We start from the raw sequence: 14,129 nt of genomic DNA on the forward strand, positions 1-14,129 counted from the left end.
GGCTTCGACGCGCAGGTCGAGATGGGCAGCTCGGGCATCGCGCCGGGCTCGCTCGTCACCGGCCGTTTCACCATCGACACCTCCGCGGCCGAGCAGGCGGGCTTGCCCAACCAGGCCGTCTATCTGCTGCCCGAAGTCCGCGTCCAGCTCGCGGGCACCGAGTACGTGTTCGGAAGCGACCAGGGCTACCTGCAGATCGCGCGTCAGACGAACTACGACGACTACGTCGTGTCGGCGAGCTCGCCGGTCGCGAGCGTCATCCTGCGCGTGGCCTACACCGTGGGAACGTTCCCGAGCTTCTCGCCCGACCCCGACCTCGGCCTCCTGAACGGCGCCACGCGAAACGGCTACGACAGCGGGTTCTATCTGGGGGCCACCTATCTCACCGTGAGCGTCCCAGGCGTGAGCAGCCCGATCGCCGTGGCCAGCGTGGGCCCGTTCCACCTCGTCCCGGAGCCCGCGGGCCTGGCGCTCTTCGGGCTGGCCGCGCTGGCAATCCGCGCCTTCCGACAGCCTGCCATAGGGCGACGGAGCACCCACCTCGGTGAGCGCGGAGTCAGTGGTCTCCGTCGTAGTAGAACACCTCGCGCGTGATCTTGTCGTTCTCGACGGTGTACACGCCGACCTCCTCGAGGGTGACCCGCTTGCCGGTCTCCTTGCGAGTGATTTCGAAGGTGTAGTGGACCGCGAACTGGTTGCGGCCGTTGTAGTACGGGCCGCGCACGCGCTCGGAGTGGATCTCGTTGTTGCCTTGCCAGAGCTCTGACTTGTGGATCACGGGGCCCTGGCCGGCCGTCTCCTGGCCGTCGCCTTCGACGGACACGATGCCGGGGGCGTACATCGCGCGCATGACGTCGAAGTTCTTGCCCTGATTGCACAGGTCTACGAATTTCGTGGCGACGGACTGCAGGCTCATCGGGGGAACCTCCTTTTGTGTCGATGCGCTGTGCACAAGAGCATGCGCCGTGCCTCCGTTTCAGGCTCGATGGAGTAGGTTGCTTAAAGCAACCACAGCGCGTAGCGTCCGCGCATGGCCGACACGAAGAAGCCGGGGCGCGTACGCAGCGAGGCGCGGGGCCGGATCCTGCGCATCACGATCGACAACGCGGAGCGCCGCAACGCGTTCACGCCGGAGATGATGCGCGAGCTCTCCGACGCGCTGACCGAGCTCGAGCGCAACGACGCGCTCTGGGTCGGCGTGCTGTGCGCCGAGGGCGATCACTTCACGGCCGGTCTCGACATGCCGAAGTTCTTCGGCCCCGGCGCGACGGCCGCGCCGCTGCCGGCCGAGAACGTGGATCCGTTCGGGCTGAGCCGCCGCGCCAGCAAGCCGATCGTGACTGCCGTGCAGGGGATCACGTTCACGGTCGGGATCGAGATGCTGCTGGCGGGCGACATCGCAGTGACTGCCGACAACGCCCGTTTCTGCCAGATGGAGGCGAAGCGCGGCATCGCCCCGTTGGGCGGCGCCCACTTCCGGTTCCTGTCACGCATGGGCTGGGGCGACGCGATGTACCACCTGCTCCTGTGCGACGAGTTCGGTGCGGCGGAGGCGCTGCGCATCGGGCTCGTGCAGGAGGTCGTGCCGCTGGGGCAGCAGATCGAGCGTGCCCTGGCGCTGGCGGAGCGCATCGCGGCCAACGCGCCGATCGGCATCCGGATCACCAAGCGTGCCGCGCACGAATATCTCGCCGCAGCCGAGCGCGCGGCGATCGCGCAGATCCCCGAGATCCGCGCCGCGGTGTTCGGCACCGAGGACGCCCGCGAGGGCATCCAATCGTTCGTGGAGCGGCGCGCCGCGGTGTTCCAGGGCCGCTGATCCGGGCGCCCCGGGCCGCGAAACCTGTCCGCATCCAAGAGGTATGAAAAAGCTGCTCTCGGTGCTTCCCCTGCCTCCGCGGCATTGGGTGGGCGACGGCTTCCCCGTGCGCTCGCTCTTCTCGTATCACGACGGCCGTGCGCCGAGCCCGTTCCTCCTGCTCGACCACGCCGGGCCGGCGAAGTTTCCGCCGGCAGAGCGGCCGCGCGGCGTCGACTTCCACCCGCACCGCGGCTTCGAGACGGTGACGATCGCCTACCAGGGCGAGGTCGAGCACCGTGACTCCGCGGGCAACTCGGGCAAGATCGGTCCGGGCGACGTGCAGTGGATGACTGCCGGCTCCGGCGTGTTGCACGAGGAGAAACACTCGCGCGAGTTCACGCGCGCAGGCGGCACGTTCGAGATGGTGCAGCTGTGGGTGAACCTGCCGGCGCGCGCCAAGCTGACGCCGCCGCGCTACCAGACGCTGCTCTCGCGCCAGATCCCGCGCGTGCGGCTGCTCGACGACGCGGGCAACCTGCGTCCGATCGCGGGTGAGTTCGACGGCGTGCGCGGACCGGCGCGCACATTCACGCCGGTCACGCTGTGGGACCTCGAGTTGCATGCCGGCAAGAGCGTCGAGCTGCCCCTGCCAGAGGGTCAGTCCGCGGCGCTGCTGGCGCTCGACGGCAAGGCCGCGCTCGAGAACGGCGCTGCGCTGGACCCGGGCCGGCTCGCGCTGTTCGAGACCAGCGGCGCGGGAGTCACCGTGAAGGCCGAGAGCGAGCTGCACGCGCTCGTCCTGGGCGGCGAGCCGATCGACGAGCCGATCGCCGGCTACGGGCCGTTCGTCATGAACACCGAAGCCGAGATCGAGCAGGCGATCCGCGACTATCAGGAGGGCCGGTTCGGCCGCTGAGCCGGCTCCGGCCGCGTCCAGGCGTCGACCCGCCGGGCGAGCTCGTCGAGCAGCGCGCGCTGTGAGACGTCGCCCGGTGGGTCGTTCACGATCTGCAGGATCGTCGAAGTCACCAGGTTGATCAGCAGGTGGAGCGACGCGCCAGTCAGGTCCTCGCGCACGCGGCCGCCCGCCTGGCGGCGCATGTCGAGCGAGAACGCGACCAGGCGCGCGCCGAGGTCGCGAATGGGCTCGAGCTCACTCGTGTACGGCACCTGGCCCAGGAACACGGCGATCAGCGCCTTCTCGCGCCCGACCGTGTCGTGGATCAGGTCGATCCACAGCCGCGCCGCATCGGCCCCGCGTGCGGCGAGCACCCGCGGCGCGCCTTCGGCGAGCCGCGACAGCACGCGCTCCACGAGTCTCTCGGCGACCTGGGCCACGATCGCGTCCTTGCCCGGGAAATACTCGTAGAGCGAGGCGATGTTCACGCCCGCGCGCGCGGCGATGTGGTTCGTGGTGGTGCCCGCGTACCCCAGGCGGGGCAGAAGCCCAGTACAGGCCTGCACCAGGGCGTCGAACGTGGCGCGCGAGCGCTCCTGCGCCGGGCGCTTTTTCGGCGCGAAATCGCGCCGCTTGCGCCGCGCGCTCACGCCGTGCTCCGCGCGCCGCGGAATCCGAGTAAACCAAGCATTTGCTGGGATTATACTCCAGCCGTGTTCGAACGGATGCGCGCGCGCATGGCGGCCGACCTCGAGGCGGCCGGAGGCAGACATGACGAGCCCGAGATCTACGGGGGTCCGCCGGGTGACCCGGGGCTCGCGGGCGGCCCCGGCAGTGTCTCGTGGGAGATCCACGCCGACCTCGCCACGCTGGGCATCGCGGGTACGGCGACGGTGCTCATGGAGCTCTTGCATCCGTCGGTCATGGCCGGCGTGCACGATCACTCGTCGTTCTGGAAGGATCCCGAGCGCCGCGCGCGCAACACCCTGGGCTACGTGCTGCGCACGACCTTCGGCAACACCGCCGCCGCCACGCGCGTGATCGAGGGCGTGAAGCGCATCCACGCGCGCATCGGCGGCGCGCGGCCCGACGGAGTCAGCTACCGCGCGCTCGATCCCGAGCTGATCGCGTGGGTGCACACCTCGATCCCGTGGGGAGTCATGTGCGCCTACGAGCGCTACGCGCGGCCGCTCACGCGAGCGGAGAAGGACCAGTATCTGCGCGAGCAGGCGCCGATCGGCCGCATGGGCGGCGCGGACTGGGTGCCGGAGACCGTGGCGGAGCTCGACGACTACGTGGAGCGCATGCGCCCCAAGCTCGCCCTGAACGGCCAGCTCGTGCGCTTCCTGCACTTCGTGGCGGGCCGGAGCGCCGAGCTGCGCGTGAGCCGGGCGGAGCGCGCCTACCGCTGGGCGTCGATCTGCGCCGCCATGGACCTGATGCCGGAGTGGGCGCGCCAGCTCACGGGCACCGACCTGCCCGAGCCGCTGCGGCGCTTGGGGCTGCGGCCCATGGACCGGTGGAAGGCGCGGCTCGTGCGCTGGGCGCTTCCCGAGCTTCCGTGCGTGCGCCTGGCGCGGGCGCGCGCGGCCGGAGACGCCGCGCGCGCCGCCTAGCGACTCACTGCAGCTGATACGGGAAGACGCCGATCGGGGTGGTGCCGGTGGTGCCCGACTCCCAGTCGTCGATGATGCCGCCGGACTGGAAGGTCTCGAAGCCCGGCTTGCCCGAGGTGAGGGTGGTCGTGTTCGCGACGCTCAGCACCGGGTGACCGTTGATCATCACCGAGATGATGCCGTTCGAGAGGTCGGCCTCGATGATGTCTCCCGCCGAGATCGTCGACGGCGCGGTGGTGAGGTTTCCGCGGTAGGTGCTCTGGGAGTACCAGTAGACGAACAGCGTGCCGTTGTGCCAGGCAGTCACGATCGCCTGACCGGGGCCGCCGAGCAGCACGAGGCCGAGCTGGCCGCTCGGGTCCACCACGCGCGCCCGCGCGTACTGCTGTGTGTCACTGAAGGTTCCAGTGCCTTGCCAGTAGTACACCGCCTCGCCGAACCCGCCGCCGATATGACCGTTCGTCAGGTAGGCGGCACCGTTCGCGAAAGGCGCGGCCCAGCTGCCGCCCGTCACGAGCGGAATTTCGTTGGGCCGATCGAAGTACTCCGCGGCAGTCACTGAGGGGCGCAGGAACAGCGCCTGGATCGCGCGCGGCTGGTCCATCATGACTTGCAGCGGGTTGTCCGTCTCATGACCCGCAGGCACGGCGCCGCTCCAGCCGGAGAACAGGTAGCCGAAGTCGGGCACCGGGGTCAGTGTGACCGTGGAGCCTACCGGGTACAACGGCAGGTCGGGGGCGCGCTGCACAGCGCCATGACTCGCGGAGGTAGTGAGCGCCAAGTTCGCAGGCGAGCTCGTGAAGTCCTGGCCGCCAATGTTGGCCGTCACCGGGCCATCGACGCTGCGCGACGCAGGACTCATCAAGTGGCCCGACGCGCTCGGAGTGAGGATGATCGCGGTGGCGTTCGGCGGCACGCCGGTGAGCGAATACACGCCGTTGGTCAGAGTCACCGCGCTGCCCGTGTAGCCGCCGGTCGCAGTCACGACCACACCGCCCAGTCCGGAGCCGTTCTCGAGGATCGTGCCGCTGATCACGAACGAGGTAGGAGTCCCAGCCTCCCAGTCGTCGAGGATGCCGCCAGACTGGAACGTTTCGAAGCCAGGCCGGCCCGAAGTGAGCGTCGTGGAGTTCGGAACCGACAGCACCACGGTGCCGTTGATCTTCGCCGCGACCGTGCCGTTCGAGAGCTCGGCTTCGACGATGTCGCCCGGAGAAATCGTCGAGGGCGACGTGATCAGGTTCCCGCGGTAGGTCCCGCTCGAGTACCAGTAGATGAACAGCGTGCCCTGGTGCCACGAGACGACGAGAGCCTGTCCCGCGCCGCCGAGCAGCACGAGACCGAGCTGGCCGCTCGGGTCCACCACACGGGCGCGCGCGAACTGCGCGCCATCATTGAATGCACCGAGGCCCTGCCAGTAGTAGAGCGCCTCGTCGATACCGCCTGCGACCTGCTGGCCCGCAAGGTTCGACCGGCCGCCCGTGAACGGCTGCACCCAGTTGCCGCCCACCACCAGCGGGATCTCGTTGGGCCGGTTGAAGTAGTCAGCGGCAGTCACTCCTGGGCGCACGAAGATGGCGTTGATCTTGCGGTTCTGGTCCATCGTGACTTGCAGCGGGTTATCCGTCTCGTGACCCACAGGAACGTCGCCGCTCCAGCCTGCGAACGCGTAGCCGTCGTCGGGCACAGCGGTCAGGCTGACCGGCGTTCCGACGGGGTAGACCGGCGAGTCCGGAGAGCGCTGCACGCTGCCATGAGTCGCGAAGGTGGTGAGCGTCGCGTTCGCCGGAGTGCTCGTGAAGTCCTGGCCCGTCACGTTCGCGGTCACAGGCCCGTCCACGCTGCGCGAGGCCGGGGTGATGTTGTGCCCCGATGCCGACGGCGTGAGCACGATCGAGGTCGAGTTCAGGGGGATCCCGGTGAGTGAGTAGCCGCCGTTCGGGGCAGTGACCGCGGTGCCGATGAAGCCGCCGCTCGCGCTCACGAACGCACCGCCCAACCCCGCGCCGCTCTCGAGGATCGTGCCGCTGATCGCGAACGAGAAGGGCGTGCCGGCCTGCCAGTCGTCGAGGATGCCACCGGATTGGAAGGTCTCGAAGCCCGGGTTGCCAGCGGTGAGCGTCGTGGTGTTCAGCACCGACAGAACGACGATGCCGTTGACCTTCGCCGCGACCGTCCCGTTCGAGAGCTCCGCCTCGATCACATCGCCGTTGCTCAGGTTCGAGGGCAGAGTCGCGAGATTCCCGCGGTACGCGCCGGCCGAGTACCAGTAGAGGAAGAGCGTGCCCTGGTGCCACGAAGCGATCAGGCCCTGGCCGCTCGCGCCGAGCAGCACGACGCCCACCTGGCCGCTCGCGTCGACCACGCGGGCGCGCGCGAACTGCTGGGTGTTGTTGAACAGTCCGGCGCCGATCCAGTAGTAGATCGCGTCGTTCGTTGCGCCGACTACGTGCTGGCTGACCAGGTTTGCCGATGCGCCGGCGAACGCCTGCGCCCAGTTGCTGCCCAGCACCAGCGGTGTCTCGTTCGGGCGGTTGAAGTCGTCGGACGCGGTCACGCTCGCGGAGCCGAACGCCGCCGTGATGGTCCGGTCCTGGTCCATGGTGACTTGCAGCGGGTTGTCGCCGCTGTGGCCGGGCGGGACGTCGCCGCTCCAGCCGGCGAACGCATAGTCGGGGTCGGGCACCGGGGTCAGCGTGACCACGGTACCGAGCGGGTAGGGCGAGAGATCGGGGTTTCGCGTCACGCTGCCGTGAGTCGCGTTGACGGTCAGGACGGCGGTCGTGATCGCGGTGCTCGTGAAGTCGAGTCCGCCGACGTTGCCAGTCACCGGTCCCGCGACGGTCTGCGTGAGCGGAGTCATGTGGTGACCGGCCAGGGCCGGCGTGATCACGATCGAGGTCGCGTTGCCGGGCACGCCTGCCATCGACCACACGCCGTTCGGATCGGTCGTGGCGGTTCCCGTGAAGCCGCCCGTCGCAGTGACCTGCACGCCCGCGAGCCCGACGCCGCCCTCGGTGATCGTGCCACCCAGCGAGAACGAGACGGGCGTGCCCGCCAGCCAGTCGTCCATGCCCGCAACCAGCGTGGGCAGCGACGGATTCAGATAGGTGATGAAGCCGGGCGTGCCCGAGGCGATCGTGGTGGTGTTCGCGACGCTCGCGACCACCACGCCGTTCACCTTCGCGCGCAGAACGCCGCCGTCGAGCACCGCCTCGATCACGTCGCCGTCCGCGAGCGGAGCCACCTGAGACGTCAGCACGCCCTGGTCCTGGCTGTTGGCGTACCAGTAGATGAACACCGACTTGTTCGCGCCCGGGCCCGGCGGACCCCAGGTCATGTTGATCGAGTGATCGGCGCCCGCGAGCAGGATCAGCCCCGGCTCGCCCGTGCTGTCCACGACCGTCGCGCGCGCGAACTGACTCGTGTTGCTGAAGCTGCCGGCGCCCTTCCAGTAGTAGATCCCCTCCTGCGAGCCGCCGGTCACGTGATTTCCAGTGAGATTGGAAAAGCCGTCGTAGTTGCCCGCGATCGTGCGGCCCCAGTTGCCGGCGGTGGAGAAGGGCGTCTCGTCGGCGCGGTTGAAGTCGTCGGAAGCGACGACGGTCTCGGTCTGCGCGAAAGCGGGCGCGGCGGCGAAGGCGGCCCAAAGGCATGCGAGCGCAGACAGAGCCAACCTGCGGGGAAAGCAGCTCATCGGGGGGATTTCCTATCTACGAAGCGAGCTTCGGGGCCGAAATGCACGGGAGTGGCGAGGTCCTGTGAGACTCGGCGCGCCTGCCTACGGACCGCGGAAGCCCGCGTCCACGTGCCGGGAGGCCGATCATGACACGCCCTGCAGATCACCGCTTGCCCCATTGCGAGCCGGCAGGGCGATACTCAGGGAAGTGGCGCAAATCACAAAAAAGGGGCACCCGATGACTCCCCTCGACGAACGTCTGGCCTCGATCCTGGCGCGTGGCTGGTGGCTGCTCTTGCTGCGCGGGCTCGCGGCGATCGTGTTCGGGCTGCTGACCCTGTCGCAGCCCGGCATCTCGCTCGCGGTGTTGGTGCTGTTGTTCGGTTTCTACTCGCTCGCGGACGGGCTTCTCTGCGTCTGGACCGCCGTCGCCGGACGCGCGCACCACGAGTCGTGGTGGATGCTGCTGCTCGAGGGCCTGCTGGGCGTGGGCATCGGCGTCCTGACCTTCCTCGAGCCGGGAATCACGGCGCTGATCGTCCTGTTCTACATCGCGATCTGGGCGATCGGCACGGGCGTGCTGGAGATCGCGGCAGCGATCCGGCTGCGCAAGGAGATCCGCGGCGAGTGGCTGCTCATCCTGGCGGGAGTCGCGTCCGTCGCGTTCGGCGTGCTCTTGATCGTGCAGCCCGGCGCGGGCGCACTCGCCCTCTTGTGGCTGATCGGCACCTACGCGCTCGTATTCGGCGTGCTGGTCGTGGTGCTCGCGTTCCGCGCGCGCAGCTTCCAGCGCGTCCTGCACGAGTGAGCCGGCCGGTGACGGAGTTCGCGACCCAGCGCCTGCCGCGCGAGCGCACGGCGGTCGCTCCCGACGGCTCCGACGTGCGCGTGCTGCTCGGACTGGCCGGCGGCGGCATGGCGCACTTCGAGCTGGCGGCGGGCGCGACCTCGCGCGCGGTGACTCACCGCAGCGTGGAGGAGATCTGGTGGTTCCTGTCGGGGCGGGGCGAGATGTGGCGCAAGCAGAGCGGCCGCGAAGAAGTGGTGCCCGTCGAGGCGGGCGTGTGTCTCACGATCCCGCTCGGCACGCACTTCCAGTTCCGTGCGCTGGGGACCGAGCCGCTGCGCGCGCTGGGAGTCACCATGCCGCCGTGGCCTGGCGACGGCGAGGCCGTCCCGGTGCCGGGGAAGTGGCTCAGTGACCGAACACCTGCTTGAGCAGGTCCGTCGAGCGCGCCACCGGGTCCTTGCGGATCTTCTTCTCCTCGTCGCCCACGATCGTGAACAGGCCGGAGAGCGCCTTGTCGGTCACGTAGGAGTTCAGGTCGAGCTTGGGCGCCTGCATGAACGGCGTGCTGGTGTACTGACCCACCAGTGACTCGTACAGCTTCGTGACTCCGACGCTCTTCATGGCGTCGTCCACGATCGGCCGGAACTTGGCCGTGAGCGGGGCGGTGGTCTTTTTCTTGAAGTACTCGGTGGCGGCGGTGTCGCTGCCCTTCAGGATCCCGGCCGCGTCCGAGAAGCTCATGCCCTGGATCGCGTCGACGAACACCGGCGTCGCCTCGCCTGCGGCTTTCTCGGCCGCGTGGTTCATCGCGGTCTCGAGCTCGTCGACCTGCGCGCCCATGCCCACCGCGCGCAGCCCGTTCGCCATCGTCTCCATCTTGCCCGGCAGGCCGATGTGGATGCGAGAGTTGTCGAGGAAGCCGCCGGGCTTCGAGGTGGACTGCACGGCGCGCTGCGTCGCCACCTTGAGCGCTTCGGAAAGCCCCGAAGCGGTAGTCGCGTCCGAGAGCTGGGAGGCGAAGGCCAGCACGCCCGCAACGAGAAGCGCGGATCGAATCATGGCGCCCAGTGTATCCGACGAGCTGCGTGATAGGCTGAGACTCGTCTCACGGAGGTCTCGAACATGAGAGCGCTCAAGATCGTCCTGGCGCTGGCCGTCTCCTACGTCGCTCTGGTGGTCGGGTTCGAGTCTCTGCTCGGCTGGGTGCAGCCTGCGAGCGGCGCGACGATCGTGATCACGACCGTCGACCCGGACGGCCGCACGCACGAGCGCGTGGTCGCCCGGCTCGACAGCGACGGCAAGCTCTACGTCGCGGCGAATCACTGGCCGCGCTCGTGGTATCGCCGGGCGCTCGAGAATCCCGCCGTGCAGGTCGCCTCCGGCGGCGAGCACCACGGCTACCGCGCGGTGCCGGTCAGCGGCGAAGAGGCCGAACGCGTCGACTCACAGCACCCGCGGCCGCTGCTCTTCAAGTTCGTGACCGGCTTCCCGCCGCGGCTGATCATGCGGCTGGACCCGACCGACCCGGCTCAGGACGGCGGCGCGCCCAGGTAGTCCATCTTGCCCAGCTCCACGCCGCCCTGGCGCAGCAGCGTGTAGACCATCATCACGTGGAAGAAGAAGTTCGGCAGCGAGAAGCCGGCGAGCATGGCCTCGCCCGTGACTTTCAGCGTGCGGCCGGGGCCCATCGGCAGGTCGATCGCGCGTGACTCGCCGCCCTCGAGCTTCGCGGCCGGGACGGACTGCACGTAGTCGAGCGCCTTCTTCACGCGCGCGCGCAGCTCGGCGAAGGTCTTCTCGTCGTCGGGCCACTTCGGGGCCTCGGCGCCGGCCAGGCGCGCGATGGCCAGCTTGGCCGTGTCGGTCGCGATCTGGATCTGGCGCGCGAACGGCAGCATGTCGGGAGTGAGTCGCAGCCCCAGGTAGTTCTCCTTGTCGAACTTCTTCGCGGCGGCGTGCGCTTCGGCCTTGTCGAGCCAGGTCGACAAGTTGGTCAGCATGCGCGTGAAGATCGGGGCGCTGGCGGCGTGGATCGAGATCGGCATCGGGTCCTCCGGTGGGTTACGACGTGCGATGATGGGAGCGAGAAGGAGGGTACGATGAAAGTGCGCCGCGTCGTCACGGGTCACGATCGTTCGGGCAAGGCCGTGTTCGTCTCCGATCGCGAAGTCGAGCCGATCACCGCCCAGCTCTTGCCTGGCTCCGAGTTCCACAAGCTGTGGGGCGGCGATCGCGCGCCGTCGTTCCCGGACGATGGCGCCGAGCCCGCGCAGCCCAGCTATTTCCCGCCGATCGGCGGCTTCCGCTTCGGCATGTTCTCGCTGCCGCCCGCGAGCTCGGCCGCCGCGCCGCAGCCCAAGGACATGGCGGCCGCGGCAGCGGAGCTCGAGGCCAAGCTGCCCGGGCTCGCGAGCTACATGGAGCCCGACGCGCCGGGCATGCACACCACCGACACGATCGACTTCGAGGTCGTGCTCGAGGGCGAGGTCTGGCTCGAGCTCGACGGCGGCAAGGAAGTGCACCTGCGGCCCGGAGACACCGTGGTGCAGAACGGCACACGCCACGCCTGGCACAACCGCGGCACGAAGCCGGCGCGCCTGGCCGTGTTCATCACGGGCGCGCGCCACGCGAAGTTCCCCAAGAGCTGACGCCGCGAGTCACTCGCGTGGCGCTGGTCGCGCACGACGCGAACCTGTGGAGCGTCGAGCACCTGTTCGGCTGGCAGGGCGGGTGGATCGAGATCCCCGTGCGCATGACGGTGATCCGGCTCGCGACCGGTACGCTGGTGTTGCACTCGCCGGTCCCGATCGGGGCGGAGCTCTGCAAGGAGCTCGAGGCGCTCGGTCCGGTGGGCTTCATCGTGGTGCCCTGGGCGCACGGGAAGTTCGCCGAGGCCGCTGCCCGGCGCTATCCCGCGGCGCAGCTGCTCGCGGCACCCGCGCCGCCCTCGGCCCGGAAGTCACTCCCGTTCCGCGGCGTGCTGGCCGACCGGCCGCCCGAGGCTTGGGGGCCGGACATCGAGACTCACCTGCTGGAGGGCTTCCGGCTCCAGGAAGTGGTGCTCTTCCACCGGCCCTCGCGGACGCTCGTGCTCACCGATCTGTGCTTCCACATCCAGCGCGCGACGACGCGGCTCTCCGGCCTGTTCTTCCGCGCGAACGGGATGTGGCAGCGTTTCGCTCCGAGCCGGATCATCCGCGCGCTCGCGGTCTCGGACCGCGCCGCGCTGCGGCGCTCGCTCGAGCGCGTGCTGCGCTGGGACTTCGAGCGAGTGATTCCGGGACACGGCGACGTGATCGAGCGCGGCGGGCCGGCCGCGCTGCGCGCCGCCTGGCCGGGCTCCTGACTCAGCGCCCGTGCACCGGACCCTGGCTCACCTGGTGCGAGATGATGGCCGGACCCACGGCGTGGCCGAGCGGCGGACGGCGGAACCAGTGCCACTCCGGCTCGGGAATCGACTCCCAGGCGAGGTCGGGCACGCCCAGGTCGATGCCCTCGTACCGGTCCCACGGCATGGCGTTCAGCCAGTCCAGCGTGGCCTGGGCGTCGGAGCCCGGAACCGTGCGCCCGATGAAGCGGAAGAAGCGGCGCACCACCAGCCACTCGGGAGGGCCCCAGCCCTCGAGTGACTCGCCGGTCTGTCCGCCGCGGATCTCGAGGCCCGTGAGATAGAAACGGGCCGTGAGATCGCCGTACGACACGTACACGCGATCTCCCGGGCGCGCGTGCTGCCCCAGGTATACGGTCGCCGTGCCCATCGCGCCTTCGAAGGGATAGGCGAGCTCGTACAGGAAGTTGCCGAGCGGGAAGCCCCAGTCGAGCTCGTGGAACGAGACCTCCGGAAGCGAGCCCGCATAGCGGGTCGGCAGCGCCGAGATCTGGTAGAACACGCCGGTCACGAGCAGGAGCACCGCGAAGATCCCGCCGGCGACCCGCTGCATCTGCCACGCGCGCACGGACATCCACGCCAGGAGCAGTGCGAAGACCGGCAGGAGGTTCACGCTGTAGCGGTAGAAGCGGAACAGGCCGAAGCAGAGCACCGCGAGATACACCACCGGGATGACCGCGAGAAACAGAGTCACGCGCCACTCCGCCAGGATCTCCCGGCGCCGGGTCGCGAGGGCCAGCGCCGCGAACACGGGCACGGCGACGGCCGGGAAGCTGTAGCGCAGCGTGAGCCCCAGATACTCCATGGCGAAGATGTCGTTGAAGCCCCCGGAGCGCTCCGACTTGCCGAAGATGTCGAAGAACACCACCCACGGACCGTTCACGAGCGCGATCGCTGCGGCCGCGAGACACAGCCGCGCGAAGGCCGCGCGGCCGATGCCGAGCGCCCAGAGCGCCACGGCGAGCGCGAGGGACAGCGCCGCGAAGGTGAGGTAGTTCGCGTGGAAGACCCCCGTCATGGCGAGCGCCAGGCCGGCCGGCGCCCGCCAGCCCGGCCTGCGCACGGTCGCCGCGGCGAAATGCACGGCCCAGATCGTCCCGAGGATCGCGAGCGCGTAGTAGCGGCACTGGCGCACGTGCAGCAGGAACGGCACCGAGGTGCCGAGAAAGGCCATGGCCAGGAGCGCGATCCGCCGGTCGTCGAAGAGACTCCGCCCGAGAAAATAGATCGACCCGACACACGCCAGCCCGAACAGCGCGAAGGGCAGGCGCGCGGAGGCCGTCCCTTCGCCCAAGAGCGCGAACGCGCCGGCGGCCACGTACTTGTCGAGCCAGGGGGTCCAGCGCCAGACCAGGTCTGTCCCGAACTCACGCCCGATCTCCTGCGAGATCAGGTCCTTGCCGACCCGCGCCTCCGGAATGCCGTGCACCAGGATGCTGCGCGCGAGCAGCGCAGTCTCCGCTTCGTCGACCCAGAGCAGGGGCCGGCCCAGCCCGTAGAGTGTGAGACCGGCACACACTGCGAGCAGCGCGGCCGGAGCGGCAACCCTGCGCAACAAGCGCGTCCAGGGTAACTCAGGCGGCCCCGGGCCGGGTGTATCTTGCGTGCGTGAGGACGGAGGCGTTGCTCATGGCCGCGGCGTTCCTCGGGGCGTGCGCAACCCCCGCCCCGCGCGTGCTGACCGGTGAGCTCGAGCAGAGCACGCGCGACGGGAGCGGGTCGGTCCGGGACTGCATGACCGGCGAGGTGTTCGCGCTCCGGACCCTCACGAGCGGTCAGTGGCAGCGCGCTGCGGCCCTCGCGGCCCGGCGCGACGGCGCGAGCGACGCGCAGGTGATCGTCGCGCTCGAAGGCGAGATCTCCGACGGCTCGCCGCGCTCGTTCTCGGTGAGCCGCGTGGTCGAGATGTGGCGCGGCACGTGCGACGATCCGCTCCCGGGCCGCTGAGCGATGTCGA

16 protein-coding genes are annotated in these 14,129 nt (G+C 69.6%); 10 read left to right on the plus strand and 6 right to left on the minus strand.

Features of this window, described 5'->3' with window-relative positions; translation table 11 throughout:
* On the plus strand, positions 1–594 hold a 594-nt coding region (locus VMR86_07100; protein HTO06810.1), incomplete at its 5' end, for a PEP-CTERM sorting domain-containing protein.
* Here the strand turns inward: VMR86_07100 and VMR86_07105 are convergent.
* Positions 557–916, minus strand: a complete 360-nt coding sequence (locus VMR86_07105) for a nuclear transport factor 2 family protein (GenBank protein ID HTO06811.1) — start codon at positions 914–916, stop codon at positions 557–559. The two genes, VMR86_07100 and VMR86_07105, sit on opposite strands and share 38 nt — an antisense overlap.
* A gap of 114 nt (positions 917–1,030) precedes the next feature.
* Between VMR86_07105 and VMR86_07110 the strand changes: the two genes are divergently transcribed.
* Complete coding sequence (locus tag VMR86_07110; protein HTO06812.1) at positions 1,031–1,819, plus strand: crotonase/enoyl-CoA hydratase family protein; 789 nt, start codon at positions 1,031–1,033, stop codon at positions 1,817–1,819.
* A gap of 43 nt (positions 1,820–1,862) precedes the next feature.
* Entirely contained in the window at positions 1,863–2,717 is an 855-nt protein-coding gene (locus VMR86_07115) for a pirin family protein (GenBank protein HTO06813.1), read from the plus strand.
* Here the strand turns inward: VMR86_07115 and VMR86_07120 are convergent.
* Positions 2,693–3,349, minus strand: coding sequence for a TetR/AcrR family transcriptional regulator (locus VMR86_07120; GenBank protein HTO06814.1), 657 nt, complete (start codon positions 3,347–3,349; stop codon positions 2,693–2,695). The genes VMR86_07115 and VMR86_07120 overlap by 25 nt on opposite strands.
* A 63-nt stretch (positions 3,350–3,412) precedes the next feature.
* Between VMR86_07120 and VMR86_07125 the strand changes: the two genes are divergently transcribed.
* Complete coding sequence (locus tag VMR86_07125) at positions 3,413–4,315, plus strand: oxygenase MpaB family protein (protein HTO06815.1); 903 nt, start codon at positions 3,413–3,415, stop codon at positions 4,313–4,315.
* Between the two features lie 4 nt (positions 4,316–4,319).
* Here the strand turns inward: VMR86_07125 and VMR86_07130 are convergent, their stop codons facing one another.
* Positions 4,320–8,012: a hypothetical protein gene (locus VMR86_07130; protein HTO06816.1), complete on the minus strand. Its 3,693-nt coding sequence runs from the start codon at positions 8,010–8,012 to the stop codon at positions 4,320–4,322.
* Positions 8,013–8,232: 220 nt separating this feature from the next.
* Between VMR86_07130 and VMR86_07135 the strand changes: the two genes are divergently transcribed.
* Both VMR86_07135 and VMR86_07140 read left to right on the plus strand, forming a co-directional pair.
* Positions 8,233–8,802, plus strand: coding sequence for a DUF308 domain-containing protein (locus VMR86_07135; protein ID HTO06817.1), 570 nt, complete (start codon positions 8,233–8,235; stop codon positions 8,800–8,802).
* An 8-nt stretch (positions 8,803–8,810) separates the two neighbouring features.
* On the plus strand, positions 8,811–9,212 hold the full coding sequence (locus VMR86_07140) for a cupin domain-containing protein (protein HTO06818.1): 402 nt from the start codon (positions 8,811–8,813) through the stop codon (positions 9,210–9,212).
* Here VMR86_07140 and VMR86_07145 read toward each other — a convergent pair.
* The gene (locus tag VMR86_07145) at positions 9,190–9,843 is read right to left on the minus strand and encodes a DUF4197 domain-containing protein (protein ID HTO06819.1); all 654 of its coding nucleotides are present in this window, start codon (positions 9,841–9,843) and stop codon (positions 9,190–9,192) included. The genes VMR86_07140 and VMR86_07145 overlap by 23 nt on opposite strands.
* Positions 9,844–9,906: 63 nt before the next feature.
* Here VMR86_07145 and VMR86_07150 point away from each other — a divergent pair, with 63 nt between their 5' ends.
* Entirely contained in the window at positions 9,907–10,338 is a 432-nt protein-coding gene (locus VMR86_07150; protein ID HTO06820.1) for a nitroreductase/quinone reductase family protein, read from the plus strand.
* Here VMR86_07150 and VMR86_07155 read toward each other — a convergent pair.
* Positions 10,314–10,829 (minus strand): DUF1993 domain-containing protein, encoded by a 516-nt coding sequence (locus VMR86_07155; protein ID HTO06821.1) that lies wholly within the window; start codon positions 10,827–10,829, stop codon positions 10,314–10,316. The two genes, VMR86_07150 and VMR86_07155, sit on opposite strands and share 25 nt — an antisense overlap.
* A 54-nt stretch (positions 10,830–10,883) precedes the next feature.
* Here VMR86_07155 and VMR86_07160 point away from each other — a divergent pair, with 54 nt between their 5' ends.
* Entirely contained in the window at positions 10,884–11,432 is a 549-nt protein-coding gene (locus tag VMR86_07160; GenBank protein ID HTO06822.1) for a cupin domain-containing protein, read from the plus strand.
* A gap of 17 nt (positions 11,433–11,449) precedes the next feature.
* Positions 11,450–12,130 carry a DUF4336 domain-containing protein gene (locus VMR86_07165; protein HTO06823.1) on the plus strand — a complete coding sequence of 227 codons (681 nt, stop codon included), beginning with the start codon at positions 11,450–11,452 and terminating at the stop codon, positions 12,128–12,130.
* A 1-nt stretch (position 12,131) separates the two neighbouring features.
* On the opposite strand, the gene VMR86_07170 is transcribed toward VMR86_07165, so the two are convergent.
* The gene (locus VMR86_07170; GenBank protein ID HTO06824.1) at positions 12,132–13,691 is read right to left on the minus strand and encodes a glycosyltransferase family 39 protein; all 1,560 of its coding nucleotides are present in this window, start codon (positions 13,689–13,691) and stop codon (positions 12,132–12,134) included.
* Between the two features lie 89 nt (positions 13,692–13,780).
* Between VMR86_07170 and VMR86_07175 the strand changes: the two genes are divergently transcribed.
* Positions 13,781–14,119 carry a hypothetical protein gene (locus VMR86_07175; protein ID HTO06825.1) on the plus strand — a complete coding sequence of 113 codons (339 nt, stop codon included), beginning with the start codon at positions 13,781–13,783 and terminating at the stop codon, positions 14,117–14,119.
* The last annotated feature ends 10 nt before the right edge of the window (positions 14,120–14,129 follow it).

It is taken from the genome of Myxococcota bacterium (assembly GCA_035498015.1).
In the GTDB taxonomy this organism is placed as follows: Bacteria; Myxococcota_A; UBA9160; order SZUA-336; family SZUA-336; genus VGRW01.

Coding starts and splice junctions, on each gene's coding strand:
- VMR86_07105 (HTO06811.1), bottom strand. CDS start 916: ATGAGCCTGCAGTCCGTCGCCACGAAATTCGTAGACCTGTGCAATCAG.
- VMR86_07110 (HTO06812.1), top strand. CDS start 1,031: ATGGCCGACACGAAGAAGCCGGGGCGCGTACGCAGCGAGGCGCGGGGC.
- VMR86_07115 (HTO06813.1), top strand. CDS start 1,863: ATGAAAAAGCTGCTCTCGGTGCTTCCCCTGCCTCCGCGGCATTGGGTG.
- VMR86_07130 (HTO06816.1), bottom strand. CDS start 8,012: ATGAGCTGCTTTCCCCGCAGGTTGGCTCTGTCTGCGCTCGCATGCCTT.
- VMR86_07135 (HTO06817.1), top strand. CDS start 8,233: ATGACTCCCCTCGACGAACGTCTGGCCTCGATCCTGGCGCGTGGCTGG.
- VMR86_07145 (HTO06819.1), bottom strand. CDS start 9,843: ATGATTCGATCCGCGCTTCTCGTTGCGGGCGTGCTGGCCTTCGCCTCC.
- VMR86_07150 (HTO06820.1), top strand. CDS start 9,907: ATGAGAGCGCTCAAGATCGTCCTGGCGCTGGCCGTCTCCTACGTCGCT.
- VMR86_07155 (HTO06821.1), bottom strand. CDS start 10,829: ATGCCGATCTCGATCCACGCCGCCAGCGCCCCGATCTTCACGCGCATG.
- VMR86_07160 (HTO06822.1), top strand. CDS start 10,884: ATGAAAGTGCGCCGCGTCGTCACGGGTCACGATCGTTCGGGCAAGGCC.